The sequence below is a fragment of the Thiohalophilus sp. genome, assembly GCF_031581315.1.
In the GTDB taxonomy this organism is placed as follows: Bacteria; Pseudomonadota; Gammaproteobacteria; order UBA6429; family Thiohalophilaceae; genus Thiohalophilus.
The window spans coordinates 1-15,633 of sequence record NZ_JAVLAZ010000057.1; the positions used below are offsets into that span (position 1 = coordinate 1).

At 56.3% G+C, this 15,633-nt stretch carries 16 protein-coding genes; 5 read left to right on the top strand and 11 right to left on the bottom strand.

Annotated features, from left to right (window positions below; all coding sequences use genetic code 11):
* Positions 1 to 323: 323 nt before the first annotated feature.
* Both RI563_RS09180 and RI563_RS09185 read left to right on the top strand, forming a co-directional pair.
* Entirely contained in the window at positions 324 to 866 is a 543-nt protein-coding gene (locus RI563_RS09180) for a phosphatase PAP2 family protein (RefSeq protein WP_310694076.1), read from the top strand.
* A 24-nt stretch (positions 867 to 890) separates the two neighbouring features.
* The gene (locus RI563_RS09185) at positions 891 to 2,081 is read left to right on the top strand and encodes a glycosyltransferase (protein ID WP_310694077.1); all 1,191 of its coding nucleotides are present in this window, start codon (positions 891 to 893) and stop codon (positions 2,079 to 2,081) included.
* 21 nt (positions 2,082 to 2,102) lie between these two features.
* Here the strand turns inward: RI563_RS09185 and RI563_RS09190 are convergent, their stop codons facing one another.
* The 7 genes from RI563_RS09190 to RI563_RS09220 form a co-directional block, all read right to left on the bottom strand.
* Positions 2,103 to 3,143 (bottom strand): glycosyltransferase family 1 protein, encoded by a 1,041-nt coding sequence (locus RI563_RS09190; RefSeq protein ID WP_310694078.1) that lies wholly within the window; start codon positions 3,141 to 3,143, stop codon positions 2,103 to 2,105.
* Positions 3,140 to 3,904, bottom strand: coding sequence for a UDP-2,3-diacylglucosamine diphosphatase (locus RI563_RS09195; protein ID WP_310694079.1), 765 nt, complete (start codon positions 3,902 to 3,904; stop codon positions 3,140 to 3,142). Before RI563_RS09195 ends, RI563_RS09190 begins: the two co-directional genes overlap by 4 nt.
* Before the next feature lie 251 nt (positions 3,905 to 4,155).
* Positions 4,156 to 5,355, bottom strand: coding sequence for a methyltransferase domain-containing protein (locus RI563_RS09200; RefSeq protein WP_310694080.1), 1,200 nt, complete (start codon positions 5,353 to 5,355; stop codon positions 4,156 to 4,158).
* Between the two features lie 17 nt (positions 5,356 to 5,372).
* A complete protein-coding gene (locus tag RI563_RS09205) occupies positions 5,373 to 6,041 on the bottom strand; it encodes a glutathione S-transferase family protein (protein ID WP_310694081.1) in 669 nt (222 codons plus the stop codon).
* A 258-nt stretch (positions 6,042 to 6,299) separates the two neighbouring features.
* A complete protein-coding gene (locus RI563_RS09210) occupies positions 6,300 to 6,932 on the bottom strand; it encodes an esterase/lipase family protein (RefSeq protein WP_310694082.1) in 633 nt (210 codons plus the stop codon).
* Between the two features lie 5 nt (positions 6,933 to 6,937).
* On the bottom strand, positions 6,938 to 7,141 hold the full coding sequence (locus RI563_RS09215) for a hypothetical protein (RefSeq protein WP_310694083.1): 204 nt from the start codon (positions 7,139 to 7,141) through the stop codon (positions 6,938 to 6,940).
* Positions 7,119 to 9,236, bottom strand: coding sequence for an MASE1 domain-containing protein (locus RI563_RS09220; RefSeq protein ID WP_310694084.1), 2,118 nt, complete (start codon positions 9,234 to 9,236; stop codon positions 7,119 to 7,121). The genes RI563_RS09215 and RI563_RS09220 overlap by 23 nt, the downstream gene beginning before the upstream one ends.
* Positions 9,237 to 9,371: 135 nt before the next feature.
* On the opposite strand from RI563_RS09220, the gene RI563_RS09225 reads away from it, so the two are divergent.
* A complete protein-coding gene (locus tag RI563_RS09225; protein WP_310694085.1) occupies positions 9,372 to 9,947 on the top strand; it encodes a hypothetical protein in 576 nt (191 codons plus the stop codon).
* A 415-nt stretch (positions 9,948 to 10,362) separates the two neighbouring features.
* Here RI563_RS09225 and rlmM read toward each other — a convergent pair whose 3' ends face one another.
* The 4 genes from rlmM to RI563_RS09245 are packed head-to-tail and all read right to left on the bottom strand — an operon-like array spanning position 10,363 to position 13,544.
* On the bottom strand, positions 10,363 to 11,415 hold the full coding sequence (gene rlmM, locus RI563_RS09230; protein ID WP_310694086.1) for a 23S rRNA (cytidine(2498)-2'-O)-methyltransferase RlmM: 1,053 nt from the start codon (positions 11,413 to 11,415) through the stop codon (positions 10,363 to 10,365).
* Positions 11,416 to 11,423: 8 nt separating this feature from the next.
* Entirely contained in the window at positions 11,424 to 11,675 is a 252-nt protein-coding gene (locus RI563_RS09235) for a YkgJ family cysteine cluster protein (RefSeq protein WP_317622875.1), read from the bottom strand.
* A gap of 35 nt (positions 11,676 to 11,710) precedes the next feature.
* Complete coding sequence (locus RI563_RS09240) at positions 11,711 to 12,748, bottom strand: ParB N-terminal domain-containing protein (RefSeq protein WP_310694088.1); 1,038 nt, start codon at positions 12,746 to 12,748, stop codon at positions 11,711 to 11,713.
* A 37-nt stretch (positions 12,749 to 12,785) separates the two neighbouring features.
* Positions 12,786 to 13,544, bottom strand: coding sequence for a spermidine synthase (locus RI563_RS09245; protein ID WP_310694089.1), 759 nt, complete (start codon positions 13,542 to 13,544; stop codon positions 12,786 to 12,788).
* A gap of 116 nt (positions 13,545 to 13,660) precedes the next feature.
* Between RI563_RS09245 and RI563_RS09250 the strand changes: the two genes are divergently transcribed.
* Positions 13,661 to 14,323, top strand: a complete 663-nt coding sequence (locus RI563_RS09250) for a class I SAM-dependent methyltransferase (protein WP_310694090.1) — start codon at positions 13,661 to 13,663, stop codon at positions 14,321 to 14,323.
* A gap of 15 nt (positions 14,324 to 14,338) precedes the next feature.
* A partial coding sequence (locus tag RI563_RS09255; RefSeq protein ID WP_310694091.1) for a deoxyribodipyrimidine photo-lyase occupies positions 14,339 to 15,633 on the top strand: 1,295 nt, incomplete at its 3' end.

The following is a 15,633-nucleotide window of genomic DNA, read 5'->3' on the forward strand; positions in this document are numbered from 1 at the left end:
TTGGCAGTTGGCAGTTGGCAGTTGGCAGTTGGCAGTTGGCAGTTGGCAGTTGGCAAAATTCTGCCCCGTGCGCAATCGCCGTCAAGAAAGCTGTTAACGACTTACGACTTATGATTTACGACGTCAAATTCCCCTCTGCCAACTGCAAACTGCGACTGCCGACTTTCCCTTCAGAACTAACAAATATCCGGTCCGGCCAAGCCCTCCAATGACACAGTTTTCGCCGGTCCACCATGGTCATAAAACGTTCATCAGGCTGTCAGGCATTTGTCATCTGACTGCCCCATCCTTAGTGGCAGGATCATATAAAGAGTGTCCTGACCATGAATGCCATACGCCACAGTCTGTTTATCAAACGCATGGTGGCTATTGAACTGGCCCTGTGCAGCCAGATCAACCGTGCCAGCCATGTCCGGGTCATCAAATCGCTGTTTGCCTTGATCAGCCGGCTGGGTGACGGGATTTTCTGGTACACGCTGATTGCGCTGTTACCGTTGATCTATGGCCGCGAGGCACTGGGCGCGTCGCTGCATATGGCCATCGTCGGTGCGCTGGCACTGGGCCTGTACAAGGCCATTAAATCCGTCACGGAACGGCCCCGGCCCTGTGTAGTAAAAGAGGAGCTTTTGCTGGGAACCGCCCCGCTGGATCAATACAGCTTCCCGTCCGGACACACCATGCATGCAGTCTCCTTTACCCTGGTGGCACTGCATTATTACCCCGAGCTGGCCATCCTCCTGCTGCCGTTTACCGTGCTGGTGGCCCTGTCACGGGTGGTACTTGCCCTGCACTACCCGACCGATGTGTTATGCGGTGCCCTGCTCGGCGGCGGCATTGCCCTGCTCTCATTCACAATAAGCGGCTAATCGGACGGTAGTATGCGGATAGTGATGGTTTCCGATGTTTATTTTCCCCGCATCAACGGTGTTTCCACTTCCATACAGACTTTTCGTGACAGTCTGCAGGCACTGGGGCACGACATCCAGCTGATTGCACCGCGTTACAGCGCGGAGGATTCGGCCGAGGAGGGTATTTCACGCATCAAGGCTCGCCCGGTACCGTTTGATCCCGAAGACCGCATCATGTCTGTTTCCGCCGTGGATCGGGAAATTGCCCGCCTGCATCGGGAAAAGCCGATTGATTTGATCCATATCCAGACGCCGTTTTCCGCCCATCTCAGTGGCAAACGCATGGCCCGGCGGCTGGGTATCCCCTGTATCGAGACCTATCACACCCATTTTGAGGAATACATGCATAACTATGTGCCGTTTATTCCCCGCCGGGTATTTCGTCCCCTGATCCGCTTTATAACCCGCCGACAGTGCCACAATCTGCAGGGATTGATCGTGCCTTCCAGCGCCATGCTCAAGGTCATTCGGGACTATCATATACAGCTGCCAACCCGGATTTTGCCCACCGGCATCGATCCCGAACGTTTCTCACGCGGCGACGGACACGCCTTTCGCAAGCGTCATCATATCGAACCGGACCGGCCGGTGATGGTGCACCTCGGGCGCATCGGCCACGAGAAAAATATCGACTTTCTGCTGCACGTACACCACCAGGTATTGCAACAGTTACCACAGACCCTGTTTGTCATTGCCGGTGAAGGCCCCGCGCTTGAACACCTGAAGCAATTGAGCGACAAACTGGGTACCCGGGATAATATCCGCTTTGTCGGCTACCTGGATCGCAACAGTACCCTGCTCGACTGTTATCGGGCCGGTAATGTATTCGTCTTCTCCTCGCGCACCGAAACCCAGGGGCTGGTCCTGCTCGAAGCGATGGCCTGTGGTGTGCCGGTGGTATCGACTGCTGAACTGGGTACGCGGGATATTCTGCTGCCCCAGCGTGGCGCCCTGGTCGTCGACGAAGAGGTGGATCAATTCGCCACCACGGTACAACAGGTTCTGGAGTTGCCCGAACTGCAACGACGCATGAGTCGCGAAGGTCAGGACTACGTGCACGAATGGTCCCACAGCGCCCTTGCGCACTCCCTGGCGGATCTGTACCGGCATACGATCGACACCTTTGCCACGCAAGCGGCCAATTATCCGCCAGCCGAACGTTCGACCTCCTGAAAATAACCGAAGTATTAAAGTTCACTTCAGCCCGGAGGCCACCTTTTCCGCCGCCGGCTCTGTGTCGGTATTGGGCGCCAGGTTGGCATAAAATTGGTCAGTGGCCTGATGCCAGGAATGGGACAAACTGTAATCGCGGGGGTTTTGCGGATTGATGTCCAGTGCCCGGCGGGCGGCCCGCCCCAGATCCTCGTCCAGACAACCGGTGACCCCGTCGATCACCACATCCTTCGGTCCGGTCACCGGGTAGGCCGCCACCGGTACACCGCAGGCCATCGCTTCGAGCATTACCAGACCAAATGTATCAGTCAGACTGGGGAAGACAAACACGTCGCAGGCGGCAATGGTTCGCGCCAGCTCCTCGCCGTAACGAAAGCCGGTAAAAATAACCTCCGGATGTTTTTCCTCCAGCATCGCCCTATCCGGCCCATCGCCCACGACATATTGTGTCCCCGGCAGATCCAGCGACAGGAACGCCTCGATATTCTTTTCCACGGCCACCCGGCCGACATAGACAAAAATCGGTCGTCTGGCCGACAGGGCCTCCTTGCCATAGGGTCGAAACCGATTAACGTCCACGCCACGTCCCCACACCTCGACATGCGTGAAGCCGTGCCCCAGCAAGCGCTCCTGCATGGAGGGGGTCGGCACCAGGGTGCGTTCGGCCGGACCATGAAACCACTTGAAAAAGGCATAGCTGAGTCGCAACGGAATCGGCGCCCGCAGACGCAAATACTCGGGAAACTGGGTGTGATAAGAGGTGGTAAATTTGAGTTTACGCCGCCGGCAATAACGCCGTACCGCCATTCCCACCGGTCCTTCGGTCGCAATATGAATCGCTTCGGGGGCGAACGCATCCAGATCCGCGGCAATCCGGCGATAGGGAAACAGCGCCAGCCGGATATCCGGATAGGTCGGCAATGGCACGGTCCTGAAGGGCTCAGGGGTAATCATACGCACGTCATGACCCGATTGTTCCAGTATCCGCCGGGTCGTATTCAGTGTCGTTACCACACCATTGGTTTGCGGCGTCCAGGCGTCGGTGGCGATGGCAATTCTCATGCGATCTTCTTGTCCGCATCCGTGACAGGATGTTGCTTGAGAGGTTTGACCACATCGGACCAGTGCAGTATCTCCAGCATGCCGTCACGGTGCTCGACCATCGCTGTGCAGTTTTCCACCCAGTCGCCGTCATTGCAGTACAGGACATCCCCGATCTGGCGAATCTCGGCATGATGAATGTGACCGCAAACCAGACCATCTACCCCGGCGCGTCGGGCCTCATGGGCGACGGCCTGCTCGAAATCATGAATCACGTTAACGGCGTTTTTGACTTTGCTTTTGAGATACGTGGAAATGGACCAGTACGGAAAGCCCAGCCGACGGCGAACGGCATTCAGACAGCGATTGGTATACAGCAGGACATCATAGGCCCGCTCGCCCAGATAGGAAACCAGCTTGCTGCAACGGATAGCGTTGTCGAATTCATCCCCGTGCAACATCAGGAGGCGCTTGTTATCAGCAGTTTCATGGATGTAGCGGTTATGAATGGAAATATTCCCAAACACCATCCCATCCAGCTCCCGAAAGTCCTCATCGTGGTTACCGGGGATATAGACTACTTTGGTGCCGTGTTTGGCCTTGCCCAGTATCTTGCGTATAACATCATTATGACTTTGCGGCCAGTAAAGCCCTCTCCGACGCATGTACCACAGGTCGAAAATATCCCCGACGAGAAACAGGTACTCACACTGCACGGAATCGAGAAAATCAATCAGATACTCGGCCTTGCAGCCACGATAGCCCAGATGGATATCGGACAACCAGACACTGCGGTACCGGAGGGGACGGAGTTGGTGGACTGAATTCATCATCCTGGCCTCTGCTGGTTTTTACCAAGCCTAGAGAGCCAGTGTTACAAAGCGGCGAAACTCCGATGACAAAAAAAAGACAGTTGGCAGTTGGCAGTTGGCAGTTGGCAGTTGGCAGTTGGCAGTTGGCAGTTGGCAGAAATTCTAAACCGGGTTTTTGCTGTCAACTGCTATCTGATGACTGCCAACTTTCCCTTCAGGACTCAGAACTTTTTTTGACCCCAGACCGCAAACACCGGGTCTGAATAATCCAGCTGCCCGGTATAGGGGTCATCGGCCGGCCGGGGCCAGCCGCGCAGGGATTCGGACGCCAGTTGTCCGAACTGCCCGCTGAAGCGCAGGTAATCGCTGACCAGTTGCATGCGTTCGAAATCATGCAGATCGGTCCATAATTGAATCGCCTTGGTGGGAAACCAGCGATCGGAGAAGGTGATCACCAGCGGGGCACCGGGTTTCAATACCCGCGCGACTTCGCCTATGACTGACCGGGGCGAGGTCAGGTATTCGATCGAGGCGGTACAGATCACCGCATCGAAAGACGCTTCATCAAGTGGCAGGCGACTGTCCCGATTCAAATCCTGCACGCTATAGTCATGCAGTCGTGCATTGGCCTGCATTTCCCCGGCATTCATACCCAGTCCGTGGACGACAAGATCATCGGGCTGCGCCGGCAGATGGGAGACCCAGCTCGACATCAAATCCAGTACCCGCATGCCCGGCTGCAGAAAACGGGCGTAGAGATCCTGGATGTGTCCGCGGCAGGTGGCATCCAGGTGCTGTACCAGACGGGGGCTGGTATAGAATTCACTGTCCTCGGCCTCATCAATTCGTCGAAAGGCCTCTTCGGTGAAAAAATCGGTATCGACATCCGGCAGGCTGGCCTGCATACCCGGGCCGTTGGCGGTACAGGCCACCAGGATATCCCCGGGTGTTTCGCCCTGGTCACTGCCAGGCTGCGGCTCCTCCAACAGGGTCGCCTGCAGCTGCAGACGCCGGCCTGCCAGTGGATGATTAAGATCGATGCGCAGTTCCTGTTCGCCGGCCTTCAGGCAACGCAACGGCCAGTTAGCGCCGCTATCCACCTCGATCGCTTCGCTGACAAAACGACGCGGGTAGAACCGGCCCGTACGGGGTATCACCGGCGGCACCGGGTGCTTGCTTCGGCGTCGGAACTGTTCCCGGGGCAGAGTCCTGATCAGACTTTGCTGGTATGGCGCATGCCAGTCGTCGAACAGAATATCAATCTGTGCGCTTTCGCCGGCCGGCAGATCTTGCAGTCGTGCGCCCAGATCGGCCGGGAAAGAATCATGCCCCGGATCGACCCTGTCGAAGTAATAGCGATCGCGATGGTGGGCATGAGGACTGTCCCAGTCCAGTGCGATTTCCAGCGGCGTCATGCGCATCGGCGCTCTAAACCGGACTAAACACAGGCTTTTTGCGCGAATACCGAATTGTTGCCCTGGATACGCTGACGATAATCATCATCATAACTCTCCTTGACGGCATTGATGACGGACGGACGTTGCAACAGGGTATCCGCCCAGCGTGCAATCTGCGGCGCATCTTCATAGACATCCTGTGCTTGCATGCCTTCCAGGCAACGCAGCATGCGGAAAACCGGCGCATAGACCGCGTCGATCAGTGAAAAGTTATCGCCATTGAAATAGGGACCGCCTTCGAAAAACTCATCCAGCGTTTCGAGACGATCACGAACCGTCATCAGATTCTGTTTATAAGTCGCCTCATCGGGGGTGTTAGCGTAGGTAAAGACCGCGCCAAGAAGCTCATTACCGAACTCGATCCAGGCACGGTTCTGGGCACGTGCAAAGGGATCCTCGGGATACAGGCTGCCGGGGGTAATCTCATCCAGAAACTCACAAATCGCCATCGATTCGAACAGTGGCTTATCGTCCACCAGCAGGACAGGCACTTTCTCCAGCGGCGAAACCTCGTGAAACCACGCCGGCGGATTGTTGAGATCGATATATTCGATCTCGTAGGGCACTTCTTTTTCCAGCAGCGTGATAACCGAGCGTTGAACAAAGGGACAGAGTGCGAAACTGATTAACTTGAGTCTGGGTAATGACATGATCTGTGAGTCCTGATTAATTTTATGACATTCATTCTGGCGAATACCGCACAGACTTGCGCGGTGCTGCATAATGGCAAACAGTATATCAAGCGTATGGCGGGGAGGAACACCCTGGTTATCTAAATAAGCGTTCCGAATACCAATCCGGAGAGATTGCTTCGTCAGGTTGTGACTCGCAATGACACCACTATTTTCGGTCATTGCGAGCGAAGCGAAGCAGTTTTTGAAAAAGTGTTCGGTACTCGGAACGCTTATTTAATCGTTAAACCGACCCTGTTGCAAAAATGCGCAGACCTGTATCGCCACATCGCGGGCAAACAGCATGCTCAGGTGAGTATGCGGGAGTGTCAGATGGTGCGCCAATCCGGCAGATCGGGTTTCGCTCACGGCTACCGTGCCATCATGCGGCCTGACCAGCTTGCCCGGCGCCAGCAACAGTCCAATCCCTCTCGGACGGCTGCCGGCTATCATGGCCGACTCATGTACGCCATGCCACTGCGGAGCATCGCCAAGCAGTCCGTTGTGTATCGAGCGTCCCAGCTGCCAGCGGGTAAAACGAGATTTGGACAGATGTCGTGCTACCACACTGCCCTGCAAGGGAGTTCCCAGCATAACGACCCGGCCGGGTTGCGGCGGCGCACCCTGCTTAAACAAATGGGCCAGTACGATGCCGCCCAGGCTGTGTGCCACCAGATGTACCTGAGCGGCCTGGATAGATTGCAGATAGTCCCGCAGTCGGGCGGCATTTTGCTGTGGTGTCCGGCGCAAGCTGGGATAGCGAAAATAACGACACTCATAGCCACACTCCTGCAGACGGCGACCCAGTAACAACAACTCCAGACTGGTCATCCAGATACCGTGAATTAATACAACAACATCCCGTGACATGGGTTTTATTTAAACAGCGTATAGAGCAGATAGGCACAGCTGGCCAGCACCAGCCCGGCGCCCCAGAAAGTCAGCCAGAACTGCCGGGCCCGCATACCGGCAACCACGAAAATAATCCCGGTAAACAAACCGAACACGGCCGAGCCGACGATCATGCCATCTACCTGCTGGTGGGCCTGCTCCGGGTCAGTTCCAATTCGATACCGCATGATCGCTCCTGTCATGACGCTGTTTTATTGGCAAACTGAACTCGAAGACATAACCGGGTCCGCTGCCCGGATAGGCACGTAATTCGCCGCCCATGCTTTCAATAATACTGTTGGCAATCGGCAGGCCCAGTCCGATGCCCTGCTTTTTGGTGGTGACCAGCGGGGTGAAAATATTTTCCCGCATATCCTCCGGCACCCCTGGTCCAGTATCATGGAACGAGACTTTGACAAACTCGCCCTGTTGTTCAGTCATGATGGTCAGTATTCGCTCTGACTCGACCTCGTCCATTGACTCGATAGCGTTAATCACCAGGTTCAGGATTACCTGCTGGGTCAAGACCGAGTCAACCAGAATCAGGGGCAGAGACTTTCCAAGCACGTAAATCACCCGGACCTGGCTGCTTTTAATCTTGTTTTCCACCAGACGCAGAGACTCCTGCACCAGTTCATTGATATCCACCGAGGAGAACTTGATATCCTTGCGATTGACGAATTCACGTAACTTATTAATGATTTTTCCAGCACGCTCCGCTTCATCGCTCAGACGACCAAATACCTCCTGCACATCCATGTCAGTTAACCGACCTTCTTTGGCCCTATTCAGGCCTCCCTTGGCGTAACACATAATGGAAGTTAATGGCTGGTTGATTTCATGTGCCAGACTGTTGCCCAGTTCGCCCACCGAAATATACCGGGACAAACGGGCCCGCTCCTCTTCCTGATAGCTCTTTTGCTCGTCCGCCTGTTTTTTCTCGGTAATATCTTCGGCAATACCGGCCAGTCGGTAAATTCTTCCTGCCTCATCATAAACCGGAAAACCCTTGTCCTGAATCCAACGCACCGTATTGTCCGGACGGACAATACGGTACTGGATTTCGAATTTCCCGCCTCGTTTGAAGCTCTCATACTCGCTGAAAACCCTTGCCTGATCTTCACTGTAAATCGACTCATGCCATAAATTCGGTTCGGCGTAAAATGCCTCCGGCACCCGTCCCCACACATCAACACAGGAAGGGCTCACATAAACCATGTGGTCATCGTTGACACCCACCAGCCAGAAGACTTCGTTGATATTCTCGGATAACTGACGCAAACGTAATTCACTATCCTGCAGGCGCCGGTGCGACGCACGCAGCTCTTTTTCCGATTCACGTCGCTCGGTAAACAGGGCTGCCACGACCATCGCTGTTATCGCGGTAACGCAAATAAACAGCACAATCATCATCAGGTTCAGTATTACATCTGACGATGTGTAAGGCCCCCATCCGGGGTAATAAGAGAACAGCAGAATGATGCTGATCAGCATCGAGGCCAGAGTGGCCCCGAATTGTTCAAAACTGATTGCAATAAATACTGTCAGAGGAAGTATCAAATAAAACAGACCGAGTCTGGCGGTTGATTGCTCATTCAGGCCCGAAAAACTGTATACCGCGACGACAATCAGCAACAGCACATAGATAGCAAGTTGCCCAAGCCGGTTGGATCTGAGGACATACTGGCAATCCTCGCTGACATCTGCATCAAGCCGGTTACTGTCTGTACCCTCGCGGCAGTAGAAAAACAGATTTCGCCAGGTCAGAGCAAACGGTACCACCAGCAGAATCCCGATAGCATCGCCCACCCACCACATACTCCAGATAAACGTGAAATCAGACCAGCTGACAACATTGGAAACCGCCATGGCCAGGCCGCCGACCAGACTGGAAATGAGCGGCGCGCTAAAGGCAATCGCGGCAAACTGCAACACCTCCCGAACACGGCGAAAGTTCAATCTGAGTCGGCACCGATTCAGGAGATACCAGGCCGCCGACGCCTCCAGAACATGCCCACAGGCCGCCAGCAACCCGGCAGTCAACGGTAGTTCGTTAAAATAGGTCAGCAGAAGAACGCCAATGAAGATGCCCGGCCACATACGTAGGCCGTACAGAACGAAAACCACGACGGCCAGACCGGAGGCCGGCCAGAAGGGAGTGATCCCGGAATAGCCTGTGTCGATCGATAGCCCGGCTTCTCCCAGCAGGAAGTAGACCACCCCGAATAACAGGCTGGCAAAGGCGTACTTGAGGGAACCCGGCCAGACCAGCCGCTCGGGCAATATGTATCGAGTTTTTTGGTTCAACACCGGTATTGCCACAGGCAGTGATTAACACCGCTAACTGTATGTGATAGTGGCGGTTTGGGCAAGCCCGCCCCCACGCGGATGCCGGTCGTTCCATGCTATTCTGGGATTATGAGTAAAGCGCCGACCAACAGCCGTATGGATGAGTACTACGTCGTGCGGATAGAACGCCAGCTCAGCTCGGAACAGACCCGGCTGGCCAAACGGGATATCTTTCTCGGGGAGAACGATCAGCTGGTCCCCATGCGGGATGCCCGGCGGTTTGATTCCGCCGAGGCGGCCGCTGCGCATATCGAAACCCTGGAAGAACAGGGCTCATATCAATACATCATCCAGTTCTGCAGCAGTAAAAAACAGAACGATTCACCGACCGAAGTCGAGGAACTGATTAACCGGATTATGGAGATTCCCTACCCCTATCGACGCACCGCCTATAACTGGCTGCGGGGCCGCGACGTTCAGGCACTGCTGCGCCGCGAATCCGAAGAAGTTTGCGAACGCCATCGTCGGGTATTGCTCGATCACGACATCGACATCACCCGCAAAAGTGACATCATCCTGATGAAACCCAAACGCAAAAAGTTCAACATCAACACCGGTCAGAAATCCGACACGGCGCCACGCCAATACTTCGCCTACCCCGGCCAGAAACCCCTGCCGGTCCCCTCGGACGAGGAAGATAAATAACCCCCCCTGTCGAGCATCTTCCTGATTAACGCGGAGTTCGCGGAGGCGCAGAGTCGCAGAGTCGCAGAGTCGCAGAGTCGCAGAGTCGCGGAGGTTATAAAAAGTCGTTGATATTCTCTTACTAAAATAAACGTCCGAACACCCGCTCATTTAGTGAGTAGCCTGGATCAAGAAGCAACGCGACGGATCCAGGTTTTTCCGGTTCAGGTGGAACCGCTGCGCTTGTTCCACCCTACGTCGGGTGATCGGGTAATGGATATTTTAATTAATAGCAGAGAAATAGTTTTTTTTAATCCCAGACGAGAAGAAGACTCTTTACAGAAAAACAGCGTTTCACACCTAGATAGAATTATTTTCTCTGCGGCTCCGCGTCTCCGCGAACTCCGCGTTATTTACAACGGCATCAAGAAGTGACTCAGACAGCGGGGATGACACAGACGGTGACTTCCTCCCGGTCGTGATATAGCTGCTTGCAGCGGATGGTTGCGTCGATGCCGGCGTGAGCCAGTTCGTCGTGCAGGATCGTCAGGCACTGCTGCACTTCCTGATAGCGTTTTTTCATCGGCAGTTTGAGGTTGAAGATCGTATGCCGGCACCAGCCGTTGACCAGCCAGCGTGCCATCAGGGCGGTCACTCTTTTCGGCTTGTCGACGATATCGCACACCATCCAGTCGACGCCCTTTGAGGGCTGGTAACGAAAGCCGTCTTCGCGGACATGTTCGAGTTGCCCCGATTCCAGCAGCTCCTCCTGCATGGGACCATTGTCCACTGCCATCACAAACAGGTTTCGCTGTATCAGTTGCCAGCTCCAGCCCCCGGGCGCGGCACCCAGATCCACCGCCTTCATACCCGAGCGCAGAAACTGTTCGCGCTCGTCCTCGAACATCAGGCGCAGTATGCCCTCTTCGAGCTTCAGGGCCGAACGGCTCGGTGCCTGGCGCGGCGCGCGCAGGCGTGGAATGCCCATCAACCAGATTGAACTGTTATTCAACGGCGCATAACCGATATATGCCGCATGGGTGGAGAGGAAACAGAGATGCAATCGATAGTCCGCGCCCTTCTGGTAAAGCCCACCCGTTTCCAGTTGCGATTCCAGCGGACGGGCCAGGGCGCGGCAGAGTTTCTGCAGCTCCTTGCCGGTATTGGTGTCCGGGGTTTCGATAAAAAATTCGGCGTAACGATGCGGTTGTTGCTGCAATAACTTCAGGATGGGCGTCAGTCGATCGGCCAGCGGCAGATCATTGAGCAGATCAAAGATGGCAAACCACTGGCGGGTAAAGATCAGATCTTCGAGTGCCAGCACGTCGAACAGATCGGCACCGGGATCATGGCTGGTAAACATTACATAGCCACTGTCCGCCCGGGCCTTGCAGTAACCGCTGATGCCCCGCTGCAAAGCCTCGCCCTGGATTTCGGCGGCACATTCGTTCTCAAACCCGGCCCGGCAATATAACAACCAGCTGGCCATTCAATCCCTCACCCGGTTTGTCGCTCGAGCCATTGCAGCTGATATACGGCATCGGCATAGTTCTCACCGCAGATCGAAGCCGTCGCGCTGAACTGCTCACAGACAGCGGGTCGTTCGGGGAGCCCGAACAGACGACACAGATGATTCTCGTCCAGCTGGATGCAGCGTACGCCAGCCGGTTTGCCCTGTGGCATGCCGGGGATCGGCGACGATATAGACGGCGCAATACAACAGGCGCCACAACCGGCGCGGCACACCATATGGTCGGTTTGTTCCAGCTGAGCGATATTTGTCACTACCCTTCTCCACCCGACATGGCGGCCACCAGTGCCAGTTCGCCCGGCTTGACCGAATCGAGATTGAATTTCTTCGCCGCGGAGGCCATACGCGTCAGCGCTGCCGACACACTCATCGGCGGCGTGGTATCGCCTTTTTTGGCGCGGTGGAAGCGCACCGGATTGATCCGTGCCACCACGTAATTGCGCAGGTAGGGCGACTTGAAGCCGCGCGCCTTTAACTTCTCGATAATCTTTTTCACCTGCACATCGATCTCCTGCAACCGCGCCGCCTGCGCCTCCCGTTCGCGCAGGCTGACGCGCAGGGTGCGCTCACTGAAGCGGTCCAGTTTTTTCAGCATCGGGCTGTAGGCGCCGCCGGCGAAGCGTTTGTTTTGCGAATAGATCATACCCAGGGTCAGCAGCTCCGGCGCCTCGAACTCGGCGCTGTAATCCACTTCCTTGGCGCGCGGCTTGCTCTCGGCCAGGCTGCGGGCCATGCGGATCACTTCCAGGCTGCGATCCTTGAGGTTATGGGCCTTTTCCGTATTCAGGGCCAGGATCCGAAAGGCCAGCTCCTCATCGGGCGAGACCAGCGCGGTGATCTGGCGCAGGCCGAGCATTTTGGCCGCCGCCAGGCGATGGCGGCCATTGGGCGTCCACAGGCTGCCGTCGTCCCCGCGTACCACGATCAGCGGATCCAGAAACGAGCCACTCTCCTCGATCTTCTCGGCCAGGCGTTTGACGTGGGTCGGGGAGAGATCCCGCTGAAACGGCGTCGGCTGTACCGCCTTGAAAGGCAGCACCGCCATGACCACCGGCCGGCCGGAGAGGGGCTCGCGGTAGGCGCCGATGGCGGCCCCGCCGACGGCCTGAATCTCGGAGATCAGCGGTGCCACGGCCTTGTCGTCCAGCGGCAGGACGACCTGCTCGGCCTTCAGGCCGCGCTGTTCCTTGCGCGGCGCCAGCTTGCCGGTTTTTTTCTTGCGTACGGCTTTCTTTTTGGTCTTCTTCTTCGCCGCAGTCTTCTTTTTGCTGACTTTCTTTTTCGCTGCCATAGCCCGGAGATTTCTCAGAAATTGTTCGCCAGCCGCATTATCGGCCAGCCAGTAAACGCCGTACAGTGAAATTGAAATTTCCCCGGCTGATCTCCTGTGCCAATGCCGGTATCCCGTTCAGTTGTTCGCGCAACAGCTGGCTGGATGAGGGCTGACGTAAAAAACAGGCAATATAATTTTCAAAAGCCGGCAGAGTAAACTGGTACCCCTGCGGTAATGCCTTGCGCAGTTTCGACTGCTGATACCAGGCACAATCGCGCAGGCTCTTGCGCGAGACAAAATTCATCACCAATATCCCGTCACGGCTCAGGTTACGATTGAGCAGTTCGAACCATTTTTGATTCGCTTTAATCGCCCTGACCGGTTCCCCTCCCCGCTCGGTGAACAGGTCCTCGATAATCAAGTCGAACTTCGGCCCCTGGTAATCCTGCAACCATTGTCCCGCTTCCGCCTGGTGCAGCTCGGCGCCGCAGCGCCCTATCTCGAAATAATCCTGCGCCACCTGCACATGGATCGGATTGAGTTCCACGCCCACCATTTCAGAGACATCGGCATAACGCTGTAACTGGTGGAATACCGTTCCGCCGCCGACGCCCAGCATCAGCACCCGTCGAAACCGGGGCGGCTGGCGAAAGAATGCCCCCAGCCACAACAGATCCCAGATCCCCCCCGCCAGAGTACGTTGCGGATGATACTGGCTGTGAAACACCCCATCGGTATACAGGCGGCGGGTCCGGCCCGCGGCACGCACCTGGTAGTGCGCGCCCTGCCAGGTCTTTTCCCAGAGAATGGCCATAACTGCGGTATGCCGCCTTTACCGGATGAATTGCATTTGCCGGCGGCTAGTTTAACATAATGGAACATCCCGTCGGCTTGCCGACGGCGTCTTCCCGGCCAATGATGAGGCAGCGCATGTCAAACCGTACCCTGAACCTGACTGACACTGTTTACGATTACCTGCTGGCCCACTCCCTGCGCGAGAGCTCGCTGTTAAAACAGCTGCGCGAGGAAACCGCCACCCTGGAGATGGCCCGCATGCAGATCTCCCCGGAACAGGGGCAGCTGCTTAATTTGCTGGTTAAATTGCTCGGTGCCCGGCAGATCATCGAGATCGGCGTTTTCACCGGCTACAGCGCCCTGTGCATGGCTGAAGCCCTGCCCGGCGATGGCCGCCTGGTCGCCTGCGATATCAACCACGAATGGACCGACATGGCGCGGCGCTACTGGCAAGAGGCCGGGGTCCACAAAAAAGTCGAACTGTTGCTGGCCCCGGCCGACAAGACATTGCAAAAACTGATCGATACCGGCAATGCCAACAGTTTTGACTTTGCCTTTATCGATGCTGACAAGACCCACTACCTCACCTATTACGAACAGTGTCTCAAATTGATCCGCAAGGGCGGGATCATCGCCATCGATAACACCCTGTGGAGTGGCCATGTCGCCGATCCCGAGGTCAACGACGAGGACACGCAGGCAATCCGCGAGTTGAATGACGCGCTACACAGTGACTCGCGGGTCGATATCAGCCTGCTGCCCATCGGTGACGGACTGACCCTGGCGCTCAAGCGCTGAGCCCGGCCTGCTCGTATGTCCCTTACCCTGATCCTCTGGTTTCGACAGGATCTGCGCCTGCATGACAATCCCGCCCTGCAGGCCGCCCTGGCCGATGCCGGGCGGATCATTCCTATATATATACACGATGACAACACGGCCTGGTCACCCGGTGCAGCGAGTCGCTGGTGGCTGCATCACAGCCTCACCGCGCTGGCGGAGACACTCAAACAACTCGGAAGCCGTTTGATTATTCGTTCTGGCGACAGCACACAGGTACTGCAACAGCTTATTAACGAAACCGGCGCCGATGCCGTGTATTGCAACCGGGGCTATGAACCGGCCAGGCTGAAACAGGACAAACTACTGCACAGGCAGTTCAAAGAACGCGACATCAACTTCAGTGTCTACCAGGGCAACCTGCTGCGCGAACCGGACACGGTCCGCAACCTGAGCGGCCAACCCTACAAGGTCTTCACCCCGTTTTATAAATGCTATCTGCGCGAGGGCTGGGATAATCTGACGTACAACCGCCCCGGACAACTGCCCGGCGTTTCCACCCGGATAAAATCCGAAAAAATTGCGGATCTGGCGCTGCTGCCCAGCATTGAATGGGACAGCGGCTTTTACGATCACTGGCAACCCGGTGAAGCCGGGGCCTGGAAGCAACTGCGTCGTTTTCTGCGCAACGACCTGGCCGATTATCACCAGGCACGGGATGTCCCCGCGCGGCAAGGCACCTCCCGCCTGTCACCGCATCTGCACTTTGGCGAGATCAGCGTGCGGGCGATCCTGGCCGAGCTGGATCGCCAGGGTCTGCGTCGGCAGGGCGAAGGTTTCATTCGCGAGCTGATCTGGCGCGACTTCGCCCATTCCGTGCTGTTCCACTTTCCCCGCACCACCGACAAGCCGTTCGATGAGCGTTTCAATCACTTCAAATGGAAAACATCGAAGAAACTGCTACAGGCCTGGCAGCAGGGCCGCACCGGCTATCCCATCGTCGACGCCGGCATGCGCGAACTGTGGCACACCGGTTACATGCACAACCGGGTGCGCATGATCGTCGCCTCGTTTTTGACCAAGAACGGAATGCAACACTGGAAAAAAGGCGCCGAGTGGTTCTGGGACACCCTGGTGGACGCCGATCTCGCCGCCAACAGCATGAACTGGCAATGGGTCGCCGGCTGCGGCGTCGATGCCGCACCCTACTTTCGGATCTTCAACCCTGTTACCCAGAGCCAGAAGTTCGACAAGCAGGGTCTGTATATCCGCCGGTGGGTACCGGAGCTGACCGGGCTGCCGAACAAACATATCCACGAGCCGTGGAAAGC

Excerpts from the sequence above, each read along its gene's own strand:
- RI563_RS09180 (WP_310694076.1), top strand. The coding sequence starts at position 324 with ATGAATGCCATACGCCACAGTCTGTTTATCAAACGCATGGTGGCTATT.
- RI563_RS09185 (WP_310694077.1), top strand. The coding sequence starts at position 891 with ATGGTTTCCGATGTTTATTTTCCCCGCATCAACGGTGTTTCCACTTCC.
- RI563_RS09190 (WP_310694078.1), bottom strand. The coding sequence starts at position 3,143 with ATGAGAATTGCCATCGCCACCGACGCCTGGACGCCGCAAACCAATGGT.
- RI563_RS09200 (WP_310694080.1), bottom strand. The coding sequence starts at position 5,355 with ATGCGCATGACGCCGCTGGAAATCGCACTGGACTGGGACAGTCCTCAT.
- RI563_RS09205 (WP_310694081.1), bottom strand. The coding sequence starts at position 6,041 with ATGTCATTACCCAGACTCAAGTTAATCAGTTTCGCACTCTGTCCCTTT.
- RI563_RS09210 (WP_310694082.1), bottom strand. The coding sequence starts at position 6,932 with ATGTCACGGGATGTTGTTGTATTAATTCACGGTATCTGGATGACCAGT.
- RI563_RS09215 (WP_310694083.1), bottom strand. The coding sequence starts at position 7,141 with ATGCGGTATCGAATTGGAACTGACCCGGAGCAGGCCCACCAGCAGGTA.
- RI563_RS09225 (WP_310694085.1), top strand. The coding sequence starts at position 9,372 with ATGAGTAAAGCGCCGACCAACAGCCGTATGGATGAGTACTACGTCGTG.
- rlmM (WP_310694086.1), bottom strand. The coding sequence starts at position 11,415 with ATGGCCAGCTGGTTGTTATATTGCCGGGCCGGGTTTGAGAACGAATGT.
- RI563_RS09235 (WP_317622875.1), bottom strand. The coding sequence starts at position 11,675 with ATGGTGTGCCGCGCCGGTTGTGGCGCCTGTTGTATTGCGCCGTCTATA.
- RI563_RS09240 (WP_310694088.1), bottom strand. The coding sequence starts at position 12,748 with ATGGCAGCGAAAAAGAAAGTCAGCAAAAAGAAGACTGCGGCGAAGAAG.
- RI563_RS09245 (WP_310694089.1), bottom strand. The coding sequence starts at position 13,544 with ATGGCCATTCTCTGGGAAAAGACCTGGCAGGGCGCGCACTACCAGGTG.
- RI563_RS09250 (WP_310694090.1), top strand. The coding sequence starts at position 13,661 with ATGTCAAACCGTACCCTGAACCTGACTGACACTGTTTACGATTACCTG.